The sequence below is a fragment of the Pseudomonas sp. GZD-209 genome, assembly GCF_049310485.1.
Classification (GTDB): Bacteria; Pseudomonadota; Gammaproteobacteria; order Pseudomonadales; family Pseudomonadaceae; genus Aquipseudomonas; species Aquipseudomonas sichuanensis.
Window position 1 is genome coordinate 15,561 of record NZ_JBMOWQ010000125.1, and the last position, 18,718, is coordinate 34,278.

Genomic DNA, 18,718 nt, shown 5'->3' on the forward strand with positions numbered 1-18,718 from the left:
TCAATCGAGGATCACCAGGCGGTTGGGCAACTCGTTGCGCGCGTGGGTCGGCGGCACATGCTCGCTGAGCAGTTCGCCGCACGCCTCGATGCAGTCGACGAAACCTTGCAGGGTATGGCCCTGGCAGACCTGCTCGGTGAACCGCGCAACGATCGCTTCGCGGGCCTGGGCCGGCAGGTGCCGGGCGATCCCCTCATCGACCAGGATCTCGACATGCCGCTCGGCCTCGCTGACAAAGATCAGCACCCCGGTAGCCCCGGCGGTGCGCTGCAGGTTGAGTTCGAGAAACTGCTGCCGGGCAAGCCCGGAAGCCCGTCGCCGGCGCAGGATCGCCGGTACCAGCCAGGCCGCCAGGCGTGGATGGCGCAGCAACAGGCACAAGGCGACAAAGGTGAGCATCTGCGCCAGCAACAGGCCGTTGAGGCCGATCCCGCCCTGCCAGCGGTGCAGCAGCAGCGGGATGACCAGCGCCAGCAGCGCCGCCCAGAGCAGGGGCAGATAGGGGTATTCGTCGGCGCGGCGCGCCAGCACGGTCACCAGCTCCGCGTCGGTGCGCCGCTCGACGCGTGCGATCGCCTCGGCGATCTGGCGCTGTTCGTATTCGGTCATGCCATCGTCTCTTGAGCGTTCTTATCATTGTTATCCCGGCATCGGGGTGGCGAGAGTGTATCTCAACAAGCGCTTCATATAAGGCATAATCCGCGGCTGCGTCGGATCATGGACGAATGATCCAAAAAATCGCCAGCGGACCTCATAACAACAGGCGTACGAAAGTTCTCGGCCAACCGCCCTACTCAACAACGGAATTGATGATGAAACTGTCTTTGCTGGGCCTGGCCATGGGCCTTGCCAGTCAGGCGGCCCTTGCCGCCCCCTCCGCCCCGCCCCTGCAAGACAAGCAGGCATTCATCGACCATCTGGTCAGCCAGATGACCGAGGCCGAAAAGATCGGCCAGCTGCGCCTGATCAGCATCGGCCCCGAAATGCCCCACGAGAAGATCCGCGAAGAGATTGCCGCCGGGCGCATCGGCGGCACCTTCAACTCGCGCACCGCCCCCGAGAACCGGCCGATGCAGGACGCCGCCATGCGCAGCCGCCTGAAGATCCCGATGTTCTTCGCCTACGACACCATCCATGGCGAGCGCACCATCTTCCCGATCGGCCTGGGCCTGGCCGCGTCCTGGGACATGGACGCCATCGCCAAGGTCGGCCGCACCTCGGCCATCGAGGCCGCCGCCGACTCGCTGGACATGACCTTCGCGCCGATGGTCGACATCGCCCGCGACCCGCGCTGGGGCCGCACCAGTGAAGGCTTCGGCGAAGACACCTACCTCACCTCGCGGATCGGCCAGGTGATGGTCAAGTCGTTCCAGGGCAAGAGCCCGGCCGAGCCCGACAGCATCATGGCCATCGTCAAGCACTTCGCCCTGTATGGCGCGGTGGAAGGCGGGCGCGATTACAACACGGTCGATATGAGCCTGCCGAAGATGTACAACGAATACCTGCCGCCCTACCGCGCCGCGCTGGACGCCGGTGCGGGGGGTGTGATGGTGGCGCTGAACTCGATCAACGGCGTGCCGGCCACCTCCAACACCTGGCTGATGAACGACCTGCTGCGCAAGGAGTGGGGCTTCAAGGGCGTGACCATCAGCGACCACGGCGCCATCCAGGAACTGATCCGCCATGGCGTGGCCCGCGACGGTCGCGAAGCGGCCAAGCTGGCGATCAAGGCCGGCATCGACATGAGCATGAACGACACCCTGTACGGCGAAGAGCTGCCAGGCCTGCTCAAGTCCGGCGAAGTGACCCAGGGCGAGCTGAACCAGGCGGTGCGCGAAGTGCTGGGCGCCAAGTACGACATGGGCCTGTTCAAGGACCCTTATGTGCGCATCGGCAAGCCTGAGACCGACCTTACCGACTACTACGCCGAGAGCCGCCTGCACCGCGACGCCGCCCGCGACGTGGCACGCCGCAGCCTGGTGCTGCTGGAGAACCGCGAGCAGACCCTGCCGCTGAAGAAGGCCGGCACCATCGCCCTGGTCGGCCCGCTGGCCGACGCCCCCATCGACATGATGGGCAGCTGGGCCGCCGACGGTAAGCCACAGCACTCGGTCACCGTACGCGAAGGCCTGCGCCGCGCCGTCGAGGGCAAGGCCAAGCTGGTCTACGCCAAAGGCTCGAACGTGACCGGCGACAAGGCCATGTTCGACTACCTCAACTTCCTCAACTTCGATGCCCCGGAAATCGTCAACGACCTGCGCCCGGCCGCCGTGCTGATCGACGAAGCGGTCAAGGCCGCCCAGCAGGCCGACGTGGTGGTGGCCGTGGTCGGTGAATCCCGTGGCATGTCCCACGAATCGTCGAGCCGTACCACCCTGGAAATCCCGGCGGTGCAGCGCGACCTGATCAAGGCGCTCAAGGCCACCGGCAAACCGCTGGTGCTGGTGCTGATGAACGGCCGCCCACTGTCGATCGCCTGGGAACGTGAACAGGCCGATGCGCTGCTCGAAACCTGGTTCAGCGGCACCGAAGGCGGCAACGCCATCGCCGACGTGCTGTTCGGCGATTACAACCCGTCGGGCCGCCTGGCCATCACCTTCCCGCGCTCGGTCGGGCAGATCCCGATGTACTACAACCACCTGCGCATCGGCCGCCCGTACACCCCCGGCAAGCCGGGCAACTACACCTCGCAATACTTCGAGGAGCCCAACGGCCCGCTGTACCCGTTCGGCTACGGCCTGAGCTACACCAGCTTCGACCTGACCGACCTGACCCTGTCGCGCACCGAACTCAAGCGCGGCGAAACCCTCAAGGCCAAGATCACGGTGAAGAACACCGGCAAACGTGACGGCGAGACCGTGGTGCAGCTGTACCTGCAGGACCAGAGCGCGTCGATGAGCCGCCCGGTGAAAGAACTGAAGAACTTCCAGAAGCTGATGCTCAAGGCCGGTGAAGCACGCACCGTGACCTTCGACATCAGTGAAGAAGACCTGAAGTTCTACAATGGCCAGCTGCAGCGCGTGGCCGAGCCGGGTCAGTTCAATGTGCAGATCGGCCTGGACTCGCAGGCGGTGCAGCAGCAGAGCTTCGAACTGCTGTAAGCCAGGTTCGCCCTGATCGCGGGGCAAGCCCGCTCCCACGGGATTGACACATCCCTTGTGGGAGCGGGCTTGCCCCGCGATCAGGGCGACACGAACAACCGAAATCCCGGATCCGCCCCATGCCCTCTTCCTTCCGCGCCCTGCGTCTGGGGCTGATCATCCTGCTGATCCTGGTCGGCACCGGCCTCAGCGCCGGCTGGGCCATGCACCAGGCCAAGCGCGAGGCCATGCAGGCCGACGCGCAGCGGGCCAGCCAACAGCTGGGCCTGTACGCCAACAACCTGCACACCCTGATCGAACGTTACCGCGCCCTGCCGGCGGTACTGGCGCTGGACCCGGAACTGATCGACGCCCTGCGCGGCCCGGTCACCGACCCGGTGCAAAATGCCCTGAACCACAAGCTCGAGCGCATCAACGGCGCCGCCAATTCCTCCACCCTGGAGCTGCTCGACCGCACCGGCCTGGCCATCGCGGCCAGCAACTGGCGCCTGCCGACCACCTATGTCGGCTCCAACTACGGCTTTCGCCCCTATTTCAAACAGACCCGCAGCCAAGGCAGCGGCCGCTTCTACGCGGTCGGCGTGACCAGCGGCGTGCCGGGCTACTTCCTGGCCAGCGCGGTCAACGACGAACATGGCCGCTTCCTCGGCGCCATGGTGGTCAAGCTGGAGTTCCCCGAACTTGAACGCGAGTGGCGCCAGGGCAGCGATATCCTGCTGGTCAGCGACGCCCGTGGCATCACCTTCATCGCCAACCAGGAAGGCTGGCGCTACCGCGAGCTGCAACCGCTGAGCGGCGCCGACCGCGCCGAACTGGCTGAAACCCGCCAGTACGACAAGCAGCCGCTGGTGCCTTTGCAACACCAAGCCTTGACCCGCTTTGCCGACAACAGCCACCTGACCCGCGTGCAGGGCCCCGACGGCGCCGCCGAATACCTCTGGGAAAGCCTGCCGCTGGAAGCCGAAGGCTGGACCCTGCACCTGCTGCGCAAGCCGCAGGTCGCCGAGGATGGCCGCAACGCCGCCCTGGCCGCCGCCGCGATCTGGCTAACCCTGGTGTTCGCCGCGCTGTTCGTCAGCCAGCGCCTGCGCCTGGCCCGCCTGCGCCAGCGCAGCCGCGAAGAGCTCAAGCGCCAGGTAGAGGAGCGCACCCGCGAACTGCGCACCGCCCAGGAAGGCCTGGTGCAATCGGCCAAGCTGGCGGCGCTGGGGCAGATGTCCGCCGCCCTGGCCCACGAAATCAACCAGCCGCTGACCACCCAGCGCATGCAGCTGGAAACCCTGCGCCTGCTGCTCGACCATGGCCGTTACGACCAGGCGCGCCAGGCCCTGGAGCCGCTGGAGCAGATGCTCACGCGCATGGCCGCGCTCACCGGCCACCTGAAGACCTTCGCCCGCAACAGCCCCGGCGGGCTGCGCGAGCGCCTGGACCTGGCCACGGTGGTCGACCAGGCGCTGCACCTGCTCGATGCACGCATCCACGCCGAAGCGGTCGACGTGGCGCTGTACCTGGCCCGCCCGGCCTGGGTCCGCGGCGATGCGATCCGCCTGGAGCAGGTGCTGATCAACCTGCTGCGCAACGCCCTCGACGCCATGGCCGACAAGCGCTACAAACGCCTGGAGATCCGCATCGAACTCGACGATGGCCAGTGGCGCCTGAGCGTGCTCGACTCCGGTGGCGGCATCGAGCCGGCCGACCTGGCCAAGGTGTTCGACCCGTTCTTCACCACCAAGCCTGTGGGTGAAGGGCTCGGCCTGGGCCTGGCGATTTCCTACGGCATCGTGGTCGATGCCGGCGGCTGCCTGCAGGTCGAGAACCTGCCGGGCGGCGCGCGTTTCAGCCTGACGCTACCCCGTGACATGGAGCCGGTATGTTGAATTCAGTGATCGTCGTCGATGACGAAGCCAGTATCCGCACCGCCGTGGAACAGTGGTTGAGCCTGTCGGGCTTCAGCGTGCAACTGTTCGCCCGTGGCGAGGACTGCCTGGCGCAACTGCCGCGCAACTTCCCCGGGGTGATCCTCAGCGACGTGCGCATGCCCGGGCTTTCCGGCATGCAACTGCTCGAACGGCTGCAACAGGATGACCCCGACCTGCCGGTGATCCTGCTCACTGGCCACGGCGATGTGCCGATGGCGGTGGAGGCGATGCGCAACGGCGCCTACGACTTCCTGGAAAAACCCTTCACCCCGCAGCACCTGCTGGGCAGCCTCGGCCGCGCCCTGGAAAAGCGCCGGCTGGTACTGGAGAACCGTCGCCTGCATGAGCAGGCCGACCTCAAGGCGCAGCTCGAAACCAGCCTGCTCGGCATGTCCCAGGGGCTGCAACAGTTGCGCCGGCAGGTGCTCGACCTGGCCAGCCTGCCGGTGAACGTGCTGATCCGTGGCGAGACCGGCAGCGGCAAGGAGCGGGTGGCGCGCTGCCTGCACGATTTCGGCCCGCGCGCAGACAAACCCTTCGTCGCGCTCAACTGCGCGGCGATCCCCGAAACCCTGTTCGAGGCCGAGCTGTTCGGCCATGAGAGCGGCGCGTTCACCGGCGCGCAGGGCAAACGCATCGGCAAGCTGGAATACGCCAACGGTGGCACCGTGTTCCTCGACGAAATCGAAAGCATGCCGTTGGCCCAGCAGGCCAAGCTGCTGCGGGTGATCCAGGAACAGAAGCTCGAGCGTCTGGGGGCCAACCAGAGCATCACCGTCGATCTGCGCATCATTGCCGCGACCAAGCCGGACCTGCTTGAAGAGGCCCGTGCCGGGCGCTTTCGCGAAGACCTGGCGTACCGCCTCAACGTTGCCGAGCTGCGCCTGGCACCGCTGCGCGAGCGCCGTGAAGACATACCGCTGCTGTTCGAACACTTCGCCCGCACGGCTGCCGAACGCCTGGGCCGCCATGCCCCAGCGGTCAGTGGAGGGCGATTGGCGCAGCTGCTGGCCCACGACTGGCCGGGCAATGTGCGTGAGCTGGCCAATGCTGCCGAGCGTCATGCCCTGGGGCTGGATTCGCCGAACCTTGAGAGCCTGCCAGGCGGACAGTCGCTGGGCGAACAGATGGAGGCCTTCGAAGCCCAATGCCTGCGTGCGGCGCTGCGCCAGCACAAGGGCGAGATCAAAGGGGTGATGGAGGCGTTGCAGCTGCCACGGCGTACGCTGAATGAGAAGATGCAGCGGCATGGGCTGGTGCGTGAGGACTTTCTCGGCAGCGAATGAGCGGATTTCCGCCTACCATTTCCCGCCGATGAGCGAAAAACCGCTCATTCCATAAGTTTGTTGCGGCCCTATCGCGGGGCAAGCCCGCTCCCACAGTGATCGCTATAACGCAGGTGATACATGGCCTGCGTGGGAGCGGGCTTGCCCCGTGATGCCCCCAAATGGATCACCCCGCCCCCATTTGGCACAGCTCCTGCAAAACCCTTCTCAAGCTGCGCCCCGAGCGCGCTCCACAAAAACAACGAGAAGGTATCCCTGATGGATAACGCCAGCACCCTGCCCAGCGGGGCGGCCGCCGCGCCCGCCGCGGAAAAAACCACCGCCAGCCGCCTCAAATCGATCTTCAGTGGCTCCATCGGCAACATGGTCGAATGGTACGACTGGTACGTCTACGCCGCGTTCTCGCTGTACTTCGCCAAAGCGTTCTTCCCCGCCGGCGACACCACCGCACAACTGCTCAATACCGCTGCGATCTTCGCCGTGGGCTTCCTGATGCGCCCGATCGGTGGCTGGCTGATGGGCATCTACGCCGACCGCAAGGGCCGCAAGGCCGCGCTGATGGCTTCGGTGCTGCTGATGTGCGCCGGCTCCCTGGTCATTGCCCTCACCCCCGGCTACGAGACCATCGGCGTTGCCGCACCGGTCCTGCTGGTGGTCGCGCGCCTGATGCAAGGCCTGTCGGTGGGCGGTGAATACGGCACCTCGGCCACCTACCTGAGCGAGATGGCCAGCAAGGAACGCCGTGGCTTCTTCTCCAGCTTCCAGTACGTGACCCTGATTTCCGGCCAGCTCATCGCCCTGGCGGTGCTGATCATCCTGCAGCAGACCCTCACCACCGAGCAGCTGTATGCCTGGGGCTGGCGCGTACCCTTCGTGATCGGCGCGCTGTGCGCGGTGGTTGCCCTGTACCTGCGCCGTGGCATGGAAGAGACCGCCTCCTTCACCAAGAAAGAGAAGTCCAAAGAGAGCCTGATGCGCACCCTGATGCGCCATCCCAAAGAGCTGATGACCGTGGTCGGCCTGACCATGGGCGGCACCCTGGCCTTCTACACCTACACCACCTACATGCAGAAGTACCTGGTCAACACCGTGGGCATGAGCATCAGCGACTCGACCACCATCTCGGCGGCCACGCTGTTCCTGTTCATGTGCCTGCAGCCGATCATCGGCGGGCTGTCCGACAAGATCGGCCGGCGCCCGATCCTGATCGCCTTCGGCGTGCTCGGCACCCTGTTCACCGTACCGATCCTCAGCACCCTGCACACCGTGCAGAGCTGGTGGGGCGCGTTCTTCCTGATCATGGCCGCGCTGATCATCGTCAGCGGCTACACCTCGATCAACGCCGTGGTCAAAGCCGAGCTGTTCCCCACCGAAATCCGCGCCTTGGGCGTCGGCCTGCCATACGCGCTGACCGTATCGATCTTCGGCGGCACTGCCGAGTACGTGGCCCTGTGGTTCAAGAGCAACGGCATGGAAACCGGCTTCTACTGGTACGTCACCGGCTGCATCGCCTGCTCGCTGCTGGTATACGCGACCATGAAAGACACCAAACAGCATTCGCGGATCACCACTGACTGATTGGCTGCACTGCAATGAACAAGGGGCGCTCCGGCTGACGGGGCGCCCCTTTTTATTGGCTGTGAGCCGAATAATAGCGTTATTCGGCTCACAAAATGAGCCGAATAACGCTATTATTCGGCTCATGGACACCACAACGCCTCTCTGGATCTGGCAGCAGCCGGACTGGCCAGCCTTTCGCTGGGACAATCAACAGCTCACGACACTGCTGCGCCACTGCGTCGAAACGCAGGGGCAACTGCTGGGCAGAGCCGGTGCCGTCACTGCGATGGAAGCCAGCAGCGACATCCTCGATACCTTGCTGCAGAACATCGTCACTTCATCGGCCATCGAAGGTGAACATCTCAATGTCGAGTCTGTACGTTCTTCCCTGGCGCGGCGCCTGGGCATTGATAAGCCCGGGCCGACCAGCGCCCGTAGCGAAGGCCTGGCCGAACTGATGCTCGACGCCACCGCAGGTTACGACCGCCCGCTCGACCCACAGCGGCTGTTCACCTGGCACCGGTGGTTGTTCCCCGATAACGCTGGCGGGCTCACCCCTGCCCTGCCCGTGGGCGAACTACGCGATGAGGCCCCCATGCAGGTGATATCCGGGCGCATCGACAAACCCAGGGTACATTTCCAAGCGCCGCCTCGCGCGGGCCTGGAAGCGCAGTTGCAGGCATTTCTCGACTGGTTCGAAACCAGCCGCAATGAACACCAGCTCGACCCGCTGCTGCGAGCAGGCATAGCCCACTTCTGGTTCGTTACCCTGCACCCGTTCGCCGACGGCAACGGCCGCCTTACCCGGGCACTGACCGACCTGGCCTTGGCGCAAGGCGAACAGCAAGCCATTCGTTTCTACGCCATGTCTGCCAGCATCCTGGACGATCGAGCTGGCTACTACGCCGTGCTGGAACGCTGCCAGAAAGGCAGCCTGAACATTACCGAATGGCTGCACTGGTTTCTCGTCACGCTACTGCGAAGCCTGGAACAGGCACTGCTGCGCATCGACCGGGTGCTGATCAAGGCCCGCTTCTGGCAGGTGCATCGGGGTGACGGCCTGTCGCCGGAGCAGATCAAAGTGCTCAACCGTCTGCTCGATGGCGGCCCCAGCGGTTTCGAAGAAGGCATCAGCGCCAGCCAGTACCAGGCAGTGGCCAAGGTTTCCAAGGCCACCGCCACACGCCATCTGGCCGATCTGCTGGACAATGGCTGCCTGACTCGCCTGCCGGGTGGTGGGCGCAGCACCCGCTATACCGTCAAAACGCAAGGCATCTGAGCCAGTCAGCCCAGGCTCAGGAGCGCTCCAGCACCGGCAACGGCTCACGACGCTGGTAGTAGGTGGCCGCCAGCACCAGTACCAGCAGCACCCCGCCCAGCACCATCGACGAACCCACGGTACCGAAGTCCAGGCCGCCCTTCTCGTGGGTCTTGGTCAGCACGTCGCCCAAGGTCGCACCGAATGGGCGAGTGAGCACGAAGGCGATCCAGAACAGCACCACGCCGGAGATTTTCGTCCAGTAGCGGGCAGCCGCCACCACGGCGATTGCCGAACCGATCAGCAGCGCACCGCCGGCGAAGCCCAACCCCGAATCGTCGGCCAGGTAGTCGCCCAGCGCCGTGCCGAGGGTGTTGGAGAACAGAATCGCCACCCAGTAGAACAGCTCGCCGCTACGGTTCTTGATACGGGTGACATCCAGCGGGTTGCCGCTCAGACGCCACACCGCGAAGGTCAGCAGCAGGATGCCGATCAGCAACGCCGAGCCTGTTGCATAACCCAGCCCCAGGGTGCGGTCCATGAAGTCGGACATGGTGGTGCCGGCAGTGCTGGTGGAGAGGATCACCAGCCAATAGAGCATCGGGTTGTAGCGGCGCGAGTAGAGCTGGGTAACCAGGGTCAGCAGAAACACGCTGATCAGCAGCAGCGAGCTCATCGCGTAACCGATGTTCAGGGTCATGGACAGCAGGTCGCCCGCCGTCTCGCCGAGTGTGGTAGCGCAGATCTTCATGACCCAGAAGGCCAGGGTGATTTGCGGGAGTTTGTTCATCGTTGTGCCGCTCCAGGTTTAAGTGCGGCGATGGTGAAGAGCGCTGTCTGAAAAAACGGTTGGAGTTGTATGAAAAAAGCGTTGGCCACGTGCGACGAATGCTCGTGAGCTGTTAATTCGGCATTAATTCCCATCCGCCATGCTGGGCCAACTGAAAAAGCCCCATCGATCGCATGGCCTGACAAGGCCAGGTACTGCTTTCGGCGAGGGACAGCCACGCCCAAAGCAATCGATTTAATCGATTATTAAGCGTTGTTTTTTGCGCTTTTTAATCAATTTAATCGGCGTAGCATTGAACCCATAGAAACAAACAACCCACTGATCCACCGGAGCAACGACCATGAAAAACAAACTGATCCTCGCCCTGACCCTCTCGGTTCTGACCACTGGCGCTTTCGCCGAAGACGGTTTCGACCGTACCAGTGCCCACACCTTCGCCGCCGTCCAGAGCCAGTCGAACAGCTACGCAGAAGATGGTTCTGATCGCACCGGTGGCCAACGCTTCGCTGAAGATGGCTTCGACCGCACCAACGGCCAACGCTTCGCCGAAGACGGTTTCGACCGCACCAACGGCCAACGCTTTGCCGAAGACGGCTTCGACCGCACCAACGGCCAACGCTTCGCCGAAGACGGTTTCGACCGCACCAATGGCCAACGCTTCGCCGAAAATGGCTTCGACCGCACCAACGCTCACCGCTTCAGCTGATCACTGACAGCGTGCAACCAGCCCGGCTTAGGCCGGGCTTGATCATTTCCAGCCAGGCAAAGCCTTGGCACACTAGGCGCCTCGTTCCCAACCAGGAAGGGCCTCGCGGCCTAGCGCAGATGTACTACTACGAACCCGCCAAAGGCCACGGCCTGCCCCACGACCCGTTCAACGCCATCGTCGGCCCCCGGCCCATCGGCTGGATCTCCAGCCACGACCGCGAAGGCCGCCTGAACCTGGCGCCCTACAGTTTCTTCAACGCCTTCAACTACATCCCGCCGATCATCGGTTTCTGCAGCGTCGGGCGCAAAGACAGCCTGAACAACATCGAGCAGACCGGCGAATTCGTCTGGAACCTGGCCACCCGGCCATTGGCCGAACAAATGAACCAGAGCTGCGCCGCCGTGGCGGCGGAGGTCGACGAGTTCGTCCTCAGCGGCCTTACGCCAACTGCCTCGAAGGTGGTCAAGGTGCCACGGGTGGGCGAGAGCCCGGTGAGTTTCGAATGCAAGGTGAGCCAGATCGTCCAGCTCAAGCGGGCCGACCAGGAAGTGGTGCCCAGCTGGCTGATCCTTGGCGAAGTGGTGGCCGTGCACATTGCCGAACACCTGCTCAAGGACGGCATCTACGACACCGCCGCCGCCGAACCGATCCTGCGTGGCGGCGGCCCGGCGGACTACTTCGCATTGGGCGAGCTGTTCAAGATGAGCCGCCCGCAGGTCTGATCAGAAGATCAGCTCGCCTTCCTCACCCACGCCCTGCAGGCGTTCGAGTTCGGCGCAGGCAGCCGCGTCGGCGGCGATGGCGGAGGTGAACACCTGGCCCTCGAGGACCTTGTGGAAGCGCGGCGCACCGCCCATGTTCAGGGCCTTCACGGCAATCGCCGCGTTGTAGCCGCCGCCTTCCACCGGGACCATCGCCGAAACTGCTTCGAAGTGAGGGAATTCTTTACGTGCCATGCTGCTCTGCGCCTGTGTGATCGTGGGGCGGCATTGTACACCTGACAGGGTTGCCTGTTCCGGCCCCATCGCCGGCAAGCCGGCTCCCACATGCGGCCTTGCCGGCGACAGGGCCGCAAGATCAGGCAAAGGTATGCAGGTCCAGGCTGCTGACCACTTGCGCCTGCACCAGCTCACCGAACACGTTCAGCGTCGGCGAAGCGAAATAACCACTCATCGCCTGCTGGTCGCACCAACTGCCGCTGAGCAGCCACAGGTCGGCATCGACTTGCGAGCGTTGCACACTGAACGCCAGGCAACCCGGCGCGCGCCGCGTAGGCTCGAGCAAGTCGCGCAGGCGTACGCCGAGTTCCGCGGAACGACCGTTGCTGGCGCGGATGAACGCCAAATGAGTGACCGGTTGCTGAGGGGTCATGAACGATCTCCTTGAAGCCAGGGGCGAGAAACAGGCTGCCAAGGTTAGGGGCCGCCCCTCGCGCGACGTTAGGCCATTACTGCCGGCCGATTGCCTGATCCTGCAGCGCTGCAGGATCAGGCAATCGATCTGCAGCATCCGACTAGCGCCCGGCATTGCCCAAACCTATGCTGCGTCGGTCAGCAGAGGAAACCCGCCATGACCACTCCCCCGCCCCTCGAACCCTCCCTGGAACAGCAGCGCCAGGAGCTGGCCGGGCTGATCCTGCGCCATGCCGGTGAACCCTATGGCCCGGCCTCGCCCATCGAAGACCTCTACCTCACCTGCTACCGCGAGGATATTCGCGGCATGCCCGCCCTGGCCCAGCCGGCCTTGTGCGTGTTGGCCCAGGGCAGCAAGACCCTGATCCTGGGCGATGAGCACTATGCCTACGACCCACTGAACTACATGGTGGTGTCGGTGACCCTGCCGATCAGCGGCGCGCTGCTCAAAGCCAGCCCGGAACACCCGGCCCTGGGCCTGCGGCTGGACATCGACCCGGCGCAGATCAGCCAGCTGATCGCCGAAAGCAGCCCGATGGTGGTGCCCAACCTGCCTTCCGGCCGCGGCCTGTTCGTTGAAAAAAGCGACCCGCAGCTGCTGGATGCCCTGCTGCGCCTGATCCGCCTGCTGGATACGCCGCGCGATATCCCGATCCTCGCACCGCTGATCCGCCGCGAGATTCTCTACCGCCTGCTGCGCGGTCCGCAGGGCCACCGCCTGTACGAGATCGCCCTGTCCAACAGCCAGACCCACCGGGTGTGCCAGGCAATCAGCTGGCTCAACCAGCATTACCAGCAACCGCTGCGCATCGAAGACCTGGCACGCGAAGTGAACCTCAGCACCTCGACCCTGCACCACCGCTTCAAGGCAGTGACTTCGATGAGCCCGTTGCAGTACCAGAAGCAGTTGCGCCTGCAAGAGGCGCGGCGGCTGATGCTCAATGACGGGCTGGAGGCGGCGGTGGCGGGGTATCGGGTGGGGTATGAGAGCCCGTCGCAGTTCAGCCGTGAATACAGCAGGCTGTATGGCGCGCCGCCGATCAGAGATGTGGCGCGGTTGCGTGCCAGCGCTGGCTAAGTGAATCCATCGCGGGGCAAGCCCGATCCCACAACACTGGGCGGGTGCCGTCTGGGGGGAGGGGGGTGGCACGGCCCCGCTCCCTCCCCTCTCTCGCTTCTATTACGCCCTATTCCCCCCCCCCCCCCCCGCGATGGATCACAACGGCTTATCCCACCACTGCAGCCTGCCACTGCCCCTGATCCACCTGGATCAGCGTCGGCCCCCGGCGCTCCACCGCCCGCCCCAGCGCCGCCTGCAGCTGCGCGACATCACCCACGTTCTCGGCCTCGGCCCCCAACGCCCGCGCCACACCGACGAAGTCAGGGGTGTGGATATCCACGCCCACGGGCTCGATATCCCGGTTGACCATGTACTTCTTGATTTCCTCATACCCCTGGTTGTTCCACAGCAGCACGATCAGCGGCACCTGCGCTTCCACCGCGCTGGCCAGTTCCGGCAGGGTGAACTGCAGGCCGCCGTCACCGATCAGGCACACCGCCGGTGCTCGCCGGGCGGGCACTTCGGCGCTGCCCAGCCAGGCGCCCATGGCGGCAGGCAAGGCATAGCCGAGCGTGCCGTAGCCAGTCGACGCATTGAACCAGCGGCGTGGCTGAGCCATGTCCAGGGTCAGGTTGCCGGTGTATACCGGCTGGGTCGAATCGCCGACCAGGATGGCATTGGGCAAGGTTTCCAGGATGCCGGTCAGCAGGCGCGTCTGGCTCAGGGTCACTGGGTCCCAGGTCGCCGCATTGTCCTGGCGCAGACGCGCGGCACGCGCGGCGCCCCACTCGCTGTCGCGAAGAGGCTGCGGTTGCGCTTGCAGGGCAGCAAGCAGCGCCTCGGCGGCCTGCTCGGCATCGGCCACCAGCGCCAGCTCGGGCAGGTAGTTACGCACCGTCTGGTCCGGGTCGATATCGATGCGCAGCAGGCTGCCGGGGATCTCGAAGCCGCCCTTGAACGTCACGTCGTAATCGGTCTCGGCCAGCTCGGTGCCGATGGCCAGCACCACATCGGCCTCGGCGACCAGTGCGCGGGTAGCCGGCAGCGTCTGGGTCGACCCGATCTGCAATGGGTGGCTCGCCGGCAGCAGCCCCTTGGCATTGATGGTCAGCGCCACTGGCGCCTGCAAGTGCTCGGCCAGACGGGCCAGCGCCGCGCCAGCGGCCAACGCACCGCCCCCGGCGAGAATCAGTGGCCGACGCGCCTTGGCCAGGCGCTCGGCCATCTGCCGCACCGCCTGGGGCGCAGCGCCCGCGCGGCTGGTGCGCACGGGGCGTGCCGCCAGCAGGTGATCGGCGGGCTCGACCAGCACGTCCAACGGAATCTCGATATGCACCGGGCGTGGCCGCGCGCCATCGAACACGGCAAAGGCCCGGGCCAACACCTGGGGCAGGTCATCGGCGCTCATCAGCGTTTGCGAGAAGGCTGCCACGCCCGCGACCAGGGCGGACTGGTTGGGCAGCTCATGCAACTTGCCGCGCCCGCCGCCGAGCTGGCTGCGCGACTGCACGCTGGAAATCACCAGCATCGGGATCGAGTCGGCATAGGCCTGGCCCATGGCGGTGGTGATATTGGTCATGCCTGGGCCGGTGATGATGAAGCACACCCCCGGTTTGCCGCGTGTACGCGAGTAGCCGTCGGCCATGAACCCGGCACCTTGCTCGTGGCGCGGGGTGATGTGGCGGATGGACGACGCCGCCAGGCCACGGTACAGCTCCACGGTATGCACGCCGGGAATACCGAAGACATGGTCAACGCCATAGTCTTCGAGGAGTTTGACCAACACTTCGCCGCAGGTTGCCATGATCGAATACCCGAATATTGTTGAAATCGGTGTTCATGGAACCAATCCGCGGCTACCGCCACAATGCAAAAAAACACATACTAGCCATGACTTCACATCATGGCTAACCACGATGAAACGCCTACCGCCCCTGCCCGCCCTGCATACCTTCCTGGTTACCGCCCAGCACTGCAATTTCACCCGCGCCGCGCAGCAGTTGCATATCACCCAAGGTGCGGTCAGCCGACAGATCGCCGGGCTCGAGGAGCACCTGGGCTACCCGTTGTTCCAGCGCCAGGCGCGTGGCCTGGCACTGACCCGCGAAGGGCAGGACTGGCTGCCGCGGGTGCAACAGATCTTCGCCCTGGTCGAGCAAGGCGTGCGCGAGGTCGGCGGGCGCAGCAGCACGTTGCAGCTCAAGGCGCCAACCTGCGTGATGCGCTGGCTGTTGCCACGCCTGATGGAGTGGCAGGCCTTGCGCCCGGACGTGCCGGTGGAGCTGACCACCACGGTGCAGCACGGGGTGGACTTCCGCCATGAAGGTTTCGATGCGGCCGTGGTGTATGGCGCCGTGCCGAACCATGGGCTGCAGGTGCGCAAACTGTTCGATGAACAACTCACGCCGGTCTGTGCGCCCTCGCTGCTGAACGGGCCATTGCCGCTGCAGCAGTTGCAGGACCTGACGCGGCACATGCTGCTGCACCCCTCGCGGGATGAACATGACTGGCGGCTGTGGTTGCAGGCGGCGGGAGCCGGGTTCGAGCCGCAAGGGCCGAAGCAGCATTTCGAGACGCTGGACATGGCGATGGCCATGGCTTCGCAGGGTACGGGGATCGCCATCGGCGATTGGGCGCTGATCGGCGATGACCTGCGCAGCGGGCGGTTGTGCATGCCGTTCGGGCTGAAGGTGACGACCGGGAAAGGGTATTACCTGGTGAGCCCGTCGAAGACCATGGCGGCGGGGTTGGTCGAATTGATGGAGTGGCTGCAGGAGCGTGCCAGGCACTAGAACACCAGGGGCGCGTTGCGCCCCGCTGAGCCTTGTGTTGCTTGCTCTGGCCTCATCGCTGGCAAGTCGCAGCGGCGAACCGCAGCTCCCACATGGATCGTGTGTCTCTCAAGGCCGGCACTGTACCTGTGGGAGCCGGCTTGCCGGCGATAGGGCCAATGCAGGCGACTCAGTAACCGACGGTGAACCGCGCCTTCGAGTGCGCCGGCTTCTCCAGCTCATCGATCATCGCGATCGCATAGTCGGCGAAGGTGATCCAGCTCTTGCCCTCGGCACCGATCAACAGGTGATCCTTGCCCAGTTTGTAGTGCCCGCTGCGCTCCCCCTCGACGAACTCCGCCGACGGCGACAGGAAGGTCCAGTCCAGCGCCGGCTCCTGGCGCAACGCATCGAGGAAACGCACGCCGCCATTGGCCTCAGCCTTGTAGGCCTCGGGGAAATCCGGGCTGTCGATCACCCGCTGCCCGGACGGCAACAGCAGGCTGCCGGCACCGCCCACCACCAGCAGGCGCTTCACGCCGGCGCGCTTGACCGGCTCGATGACGGCCTGGGGTTCAAGGGTGGAGAAATGCGCGGCGCTCAGCACGGCGTCGCAGCCGCTGACCGCCGCCTGCAGGGCGGCGCTGTCCTTGGCGTCCAGCGCCTTGACGGTCACGCCTTCCCGGCCTTGCAGCTTCGATGGATCACGGGCGATGGCGACCACGCTGTGGCCACGGCGCAGGGCCTCTTCCAGCAGTTGGCTGCCGGCACGCCCGGTGGCGCCGATGATTGCGATCTTGCTCATGGGAAACACTCCAACAGGTTGAATGGGATTACCACTTCATCTCGCCCTTGGCGACCTTGGCTCCCAGTTCCAGGGAGCTTTCGTCGGCCAGGTTCGGGTAGCGCTTTTTCATCGCCGCGATCAGTGCGTCGGCGTTGCCGGCCTTGGCGGTTTCGGTATCGAAGTCACGAATGTAGTTGGCGGTGAAGCGCACGGCCTCCAGCGAACGGCTGCTGTCGCCCAGGTAGTGCCCAGGGACCACGGTGCGCGGCGCCAACTGCTCGATCCTGGCCAGGGTACCCAGCCAGTCGGCGTGGGATTGCGCGGTCTGGGTGTCGGCCATCCACACATGGATGTGCTCGGACACCACCACACCACCCACCACGGCCTTGATCGACGGGATCCAGACAAAGCTGCGGTCCGGCTGCGGGCCGTCCAGGCCGACGACTTCCAGCGCCTGGCCTTCGAGCTTCAGCTGATTGCCGTCGAGCACTTGCGGCACGACCAGCTTGGCCGGTTTGTCGGCGCCCATTTGCGGGCCCCAGTAGGCGAGCTTGGCGTCCATGGTGTTGCGGATATGGGCAACGGTGGCGGCCGAGGCGACCACTCGGGCCTTGGGGAACGCCTGGGTGAGCGTGTCCAGGCCGAAGTAGTAGTCCGGGTCACCGTGGCTGATATAGATGGTGGTCAGCTGCTTGCCGCTCTTGCGCAGGCGCTCCACCACCTGCTCGGCCTGGCCCTTGCCGAATTGCGCATCGACCAGGATTGCGTCGTGTTCGCCACTGACGATCACCGAGCTGACCGGGAAGATGGCGTCGTGGCCAGGGTTGTAGACGTCGAGCTTGAGCGGTTCGCCAGCCATGGCCTGGCCAGCGAGGGTGACGCAGGCCAGCAGCAGGCCGCGCAGGGGCGTGAACAGTGACATGAGTGCTTCCTGATGAGTGAGTCGATGGAACACAGCTTAGTTGCCCGATTCAATACAAAAAATGCGATGCTGCGACATAGTTCATTTCTGAAATCGGGCAAATCATGGACCGTCTGAACGCCATGCGCGTCTTCGTCACCGTCGTCGACCTGGGCAGCCAGTCGGCAGCGGCGGATCATCTGGAGCTGTCCCGGCCAGTGGTGTCGCGCTACCTGGCGGAGCTGGAGGACTGGGTCGGCGCCCGGCTGATGCAGCGCACCACGCGCAAGCTCAGCCTGACCGCCGCCGGGCAGGAGACATTGCCGCGCTGCCGGCAACTGCTGGAGCTGGCCGGCGACCTGCAACACGCCGTGCGCCAGCCCGATGATGCCCCCCGTGGCGAACTGCGCATCAGCGTCAGCACCTCGTTCGGCCAGGCTCAGCTGGTGGATGCGCTGGCGGCCTACGTCAAGCGCTACCCCGGGGTGAAGGTGGAGCTGCAGATGCTCGATCGCACCGTCAACCTGGTGGACGAACGCATCGACCTGGCGATCCGCACCAGCAACGACGTCGACCCCAACCTGATTGCCCGGCGCCTGAGCGTGTGCCGCTCGGTGGTCTGCGCCAGCCCCGCGTACCTGCGCGAGCACGGAACACCCGCGCGGGTGGAGGAACTGAGCGAGCACAACTGCCTGACCCATGCCTATTTCGGCCATAGCCTGTGGCATTTCGAGGTGGGCGGGCAGAGTGTCGCCGTGCCGGTACAGGGCAATATCAGCGCCAACGAGGCCATGACCCTGCAGAAGGCCGCGCTGGCCAGCGCCGGTATCGCCATGCTGCCCACCTACCAGGCGGCCAGTGCGCTGCGCAGCGGCGAACTGGTGCGCCTGTTGCCCGAGGCACGGCCACGGGAGCTGAACCTGAACGCGGTGTACACGTCGCGCAAGCACATGCCGGCGACCTTGCGCAGCATGCTGGATTTTTTGGTGGAGCGGTTTGGGGATGAGCCGGAGTGGGATCGGGGGTTGGGGCTTTAGGGGTGGGTGGGTGCCAGGTGTAGGGCGATAGCCTTGCAGCGCCTATCAGATCGAGCGCCGCCCGCGCGGCGCTTCGCGGGTAAACCCGCTCCCACAGTTTGTTTTGGGCCAATGAGTCCTGTGAAAG

17 protein-coding genes are annotated in these 18,718 nt (G+C 65.1%); 10 read left to right on the top strand and 7 right to left on the bottom strand.

What is annotated here, in order from left to right; all coding sequences use genetic code 11:
* Window positions 1-609 carry a TPM domain-containing protein gene (locus ACO6VM_RS15180; protein ID WP_390967149.1) on the bottom strand — a complete coding sequence of 203 codons (609 nt, stop codon included), beginning with the start codon at window positions 607-609 and terminating at the stop codon, window positions 1-3.
* Between the two features lie 200 nt (window positions 610-809).
* On the opposite strand from ACO6VM_RS15180, the gene bglX reads away from it, so the two are divergent.
* The 5 genes from bglX to ACO6VM_RS15205 all read left to right on the top strand — a co-directional run bounded on the left by bglX (window position 810) and on the right by ACO6VM_RS15205 (window position 9,145).
* Window positions 810-3,101, top strand: coding sequence for a beta-glucosidase BglX (gene bglX / locus ACO6VM_RS15185; RefSeq protein WP_401058888.1), 2,292 nt, complete (start codon window positions 810-812; stop codon window positions 3,099-3,101).
* Window positions 3,102-3,220: 119 nt separating this feature from the next.
* Window positions 3,221-4,978 carry a sensor histidine kinase gene (locus tag ACO6VM_RS15190; RefSeq protein WP_422403500.1) on the top strand — a complete coding sequence of 586 codons (1,758 nt, stop codon included), beginning with the start codon at window positions 3,221-3,223 and terminating at the stop codon, window positions 4,976-4,978.
* Window positions 4,972-6,306, top strand: a complete 1,335-nt coding sequence (locus ACO6VM_RS15195; protein ID WP_422403501.1) for a sigma-54-dependent transcriptional regulator — start codon at window positions 4,972-4,974, stop codon at window positions 6,304-6,306. Before ACO6VM_RS15190 ends, ACO6VM_RS15195 begins: the two co-directional genes overlap by 7 nt.
* A gap of 258 nt (window positions 6,307-6,564) precedes the next feature.
* Window positions 6,565-7,884 carry an MFS transporter gene (locus tag ACO6VM_RS15200; RefSeq protein WP_422403502.1) on the top strand — a complete coding sequence of 440 codons (1,320 nt, stop codon included), beginning with the start codon at window positions 6,565-6,567 and terminating at the stop codon, window positions 7,882-7,884.
* A gap of 124 nt (window positions 7,885-8,008) precedes the next feature.
* Window positions 8,009-9,145, top strand: a complete 1,137-nt coding sequence (locus ACO6VM_RS15205; RefSeq protein WP_422403503.1) for a Fic family protein — start codon at window positions 8,009-8,011, stop codon at window positions 9,143-9,145.
* Between the two features lie 16 nt (window positions 9,146-9,161).
* On the opposite strand, the gene ACO6VM_RS15210 is transcribed toward ACO6VM_RS15205, so the two are convergent.
* Entirely contained in the window at window positions 9,162-9,914 is a 753-nt protein-coding gene (locus ACO6VM_RS15210; RefSeq protein ID WP_125857585.1) for a hypothetical protein, read from the bottom strand.
* A gap of 340 nt (window positions 9,915-10,254) precedes the next feature.
* Here ACO6VM_RS15210 and ACO6VM_RS15215 point away from each other — a divergent pair, with 340 nt between their 5' ends.
* Together ACO6VM_RS15215 and ACO6VM_RS15220 are read left to right on the top strand one after the other, a co-directional pair.
* Complete coding sequence (locus ACO6VM_RS15215; protein WP_401058896.1) at window positions 10,255-10,620, top strand: heme utilization protein; 366 nt, start codon at window positions 10,255-10,257, stop codon at window positions 10,618-10,620.
* 119 nt (window positions 10,621-10,739) lie between these two features.
* Complete coding sequence (locus tag ACO6VM_RS15220) at window positions 10,740-11,345, top strand: flavin reductase family protein (protein ID WP_401058898.1); 606 nt, start codon at window positions 10,740-10,742, stop codon at window positions 11,343-11,345.
* Here ACO6VM_RS15220 and ACO6VM_RS15225 read toward each other — a convergent pair whose 3' ends face one another.
* Together ACO6VM_RS15225 and ACO6VM_RS15230 are read right to left on the bottom strand one after the other, a co-directional pair.
* The gene (locus ACO6VM_RS15225; protein ID WP_110993798.1) at window positions 11,346-11,579 is read right to left on the bottom strand and encodes a hypothetical protein; all 234 of its coding nucleotides are present in this window, start codon (window positions 11,577-11,579) and stop codon (window positions 11,346-11,348) included.
* Window positions 11,580-11,700: 121 nt separating this feature from the next.
* On the bottom strand, window positions 11,701-11,994 hold the full coding sequence (locus tag ACO6VM_RS15230; RefSeq protein WP_401058900.1) for an antibiotic biosynthesis monooxygenase family protein: 294 nt from the start codon (window positions 11,992-11,994) through the stop codon (window positions 11,701-11,703).
* Between the two features lie 198 nt (window positions 11,995-12,192).
* On the opposite strand from ACO6VM_RS15230, the gene ACO6VM_RS15235 reads away from it, so the two are divergent.
* A complete protein-coding gene (locus ACO6VM_RS15235; RefSeq protein ID WP_258645101.1) occupies window positions 12,193-13,113 on the top strand; it encodes an AraC family transcriptional regulator in 921 nt (306 codons plus the stop codon).
* A gap of 148 nt (window positions 13,114-13,261) precedes the next feature.
* Here ACO6VM_RS15235 and ACO6VM_RS15240 read toward each other — a convergent pair whose 3' ends face one another.
* Complete coding sequence (locus tag ACO6VM_RS15240) at window positions 13,262-14,899, bottom strand: 5-guanidino-2-oxopentanoate decarboxylase (RefSeq protein ID WP_422403504.1); 1,638 nt, start codon at window positions 14,897-14,899, stop codon at window positions 13,262-13,264.
* 112 nt (window positions 14,900-15,011) lie between these two features.
* On the opposite strand from ACO6VM_RS15240, the gene ACO6VM_RS15245 reads away from it, so the two are divergent.
* Window positions 15,012-15,887 carry a LysR substrate-binding domain-containing protein gene (locus ACO6VM_RS15245; RefSeq protein WP_422403505.1) on the top strand — a complete coding sequence of 292 codons (876 nt, stop codon included), beginning with the start codon at window positions 15,012-15,014 and terminating at the stop codon, window positions 15,885-15,887.
* A 169-nt stretch (window positions 15,888-16,056) separates the two neighbouring features.
* On the opposite strand, the gene ACO6VM_RS15250 is transcribed toward ACO6VM_RS15245, so the two are convergent.
* Both ACO6VM_RS15250 and ACO6VM_RS15255 read right to left on the bottom strand, forming a co-directional pair.
* Entirely contained in the window at window positions 16,057-16,671 is a 615-nt protein-coding gene (locus ACO6VM_RS15250) for an NAD(P)-dependent oxidoreductase (RefSeq protein ID WP_110993747.1), read from the bottom strand.
* Window positions 16,672-16,699: 28 nt separating this feature from the next.
* Window positions 16,700-17,575 (bottom strand): MBL fold metallo-hydrolase, encoded by an 876-nt coding sequence (locus ACO6VM_RS15255; protein ID WP_390967140.1) that lies wholly within the window; start codon window positions 17,573-17,575, stop codon window positions 16,700-16,702.
* Window positions 17,576-17,679: 104 nt separating this feature from the next.
* Here ACO6VM_RS15255 and ACO6VM_RS15260 point away from each other — a divergent pair, with 104 nt between their 5' ends.
* Window positions 17,680-18,591: a LysR family transcriptional regulator gene (locus ACO6VM_RS15260; RefSeq protein WP_390967139.1), complete on the top strand. Its 912-nt coding sequence runs from the start codon at window positions 17,680-17,682 to the stop codon at window positions 18,589-18,591.
* The last annotated feature ends 127 nt before the right edge of the window (window positions 18,592-18,718 follow it).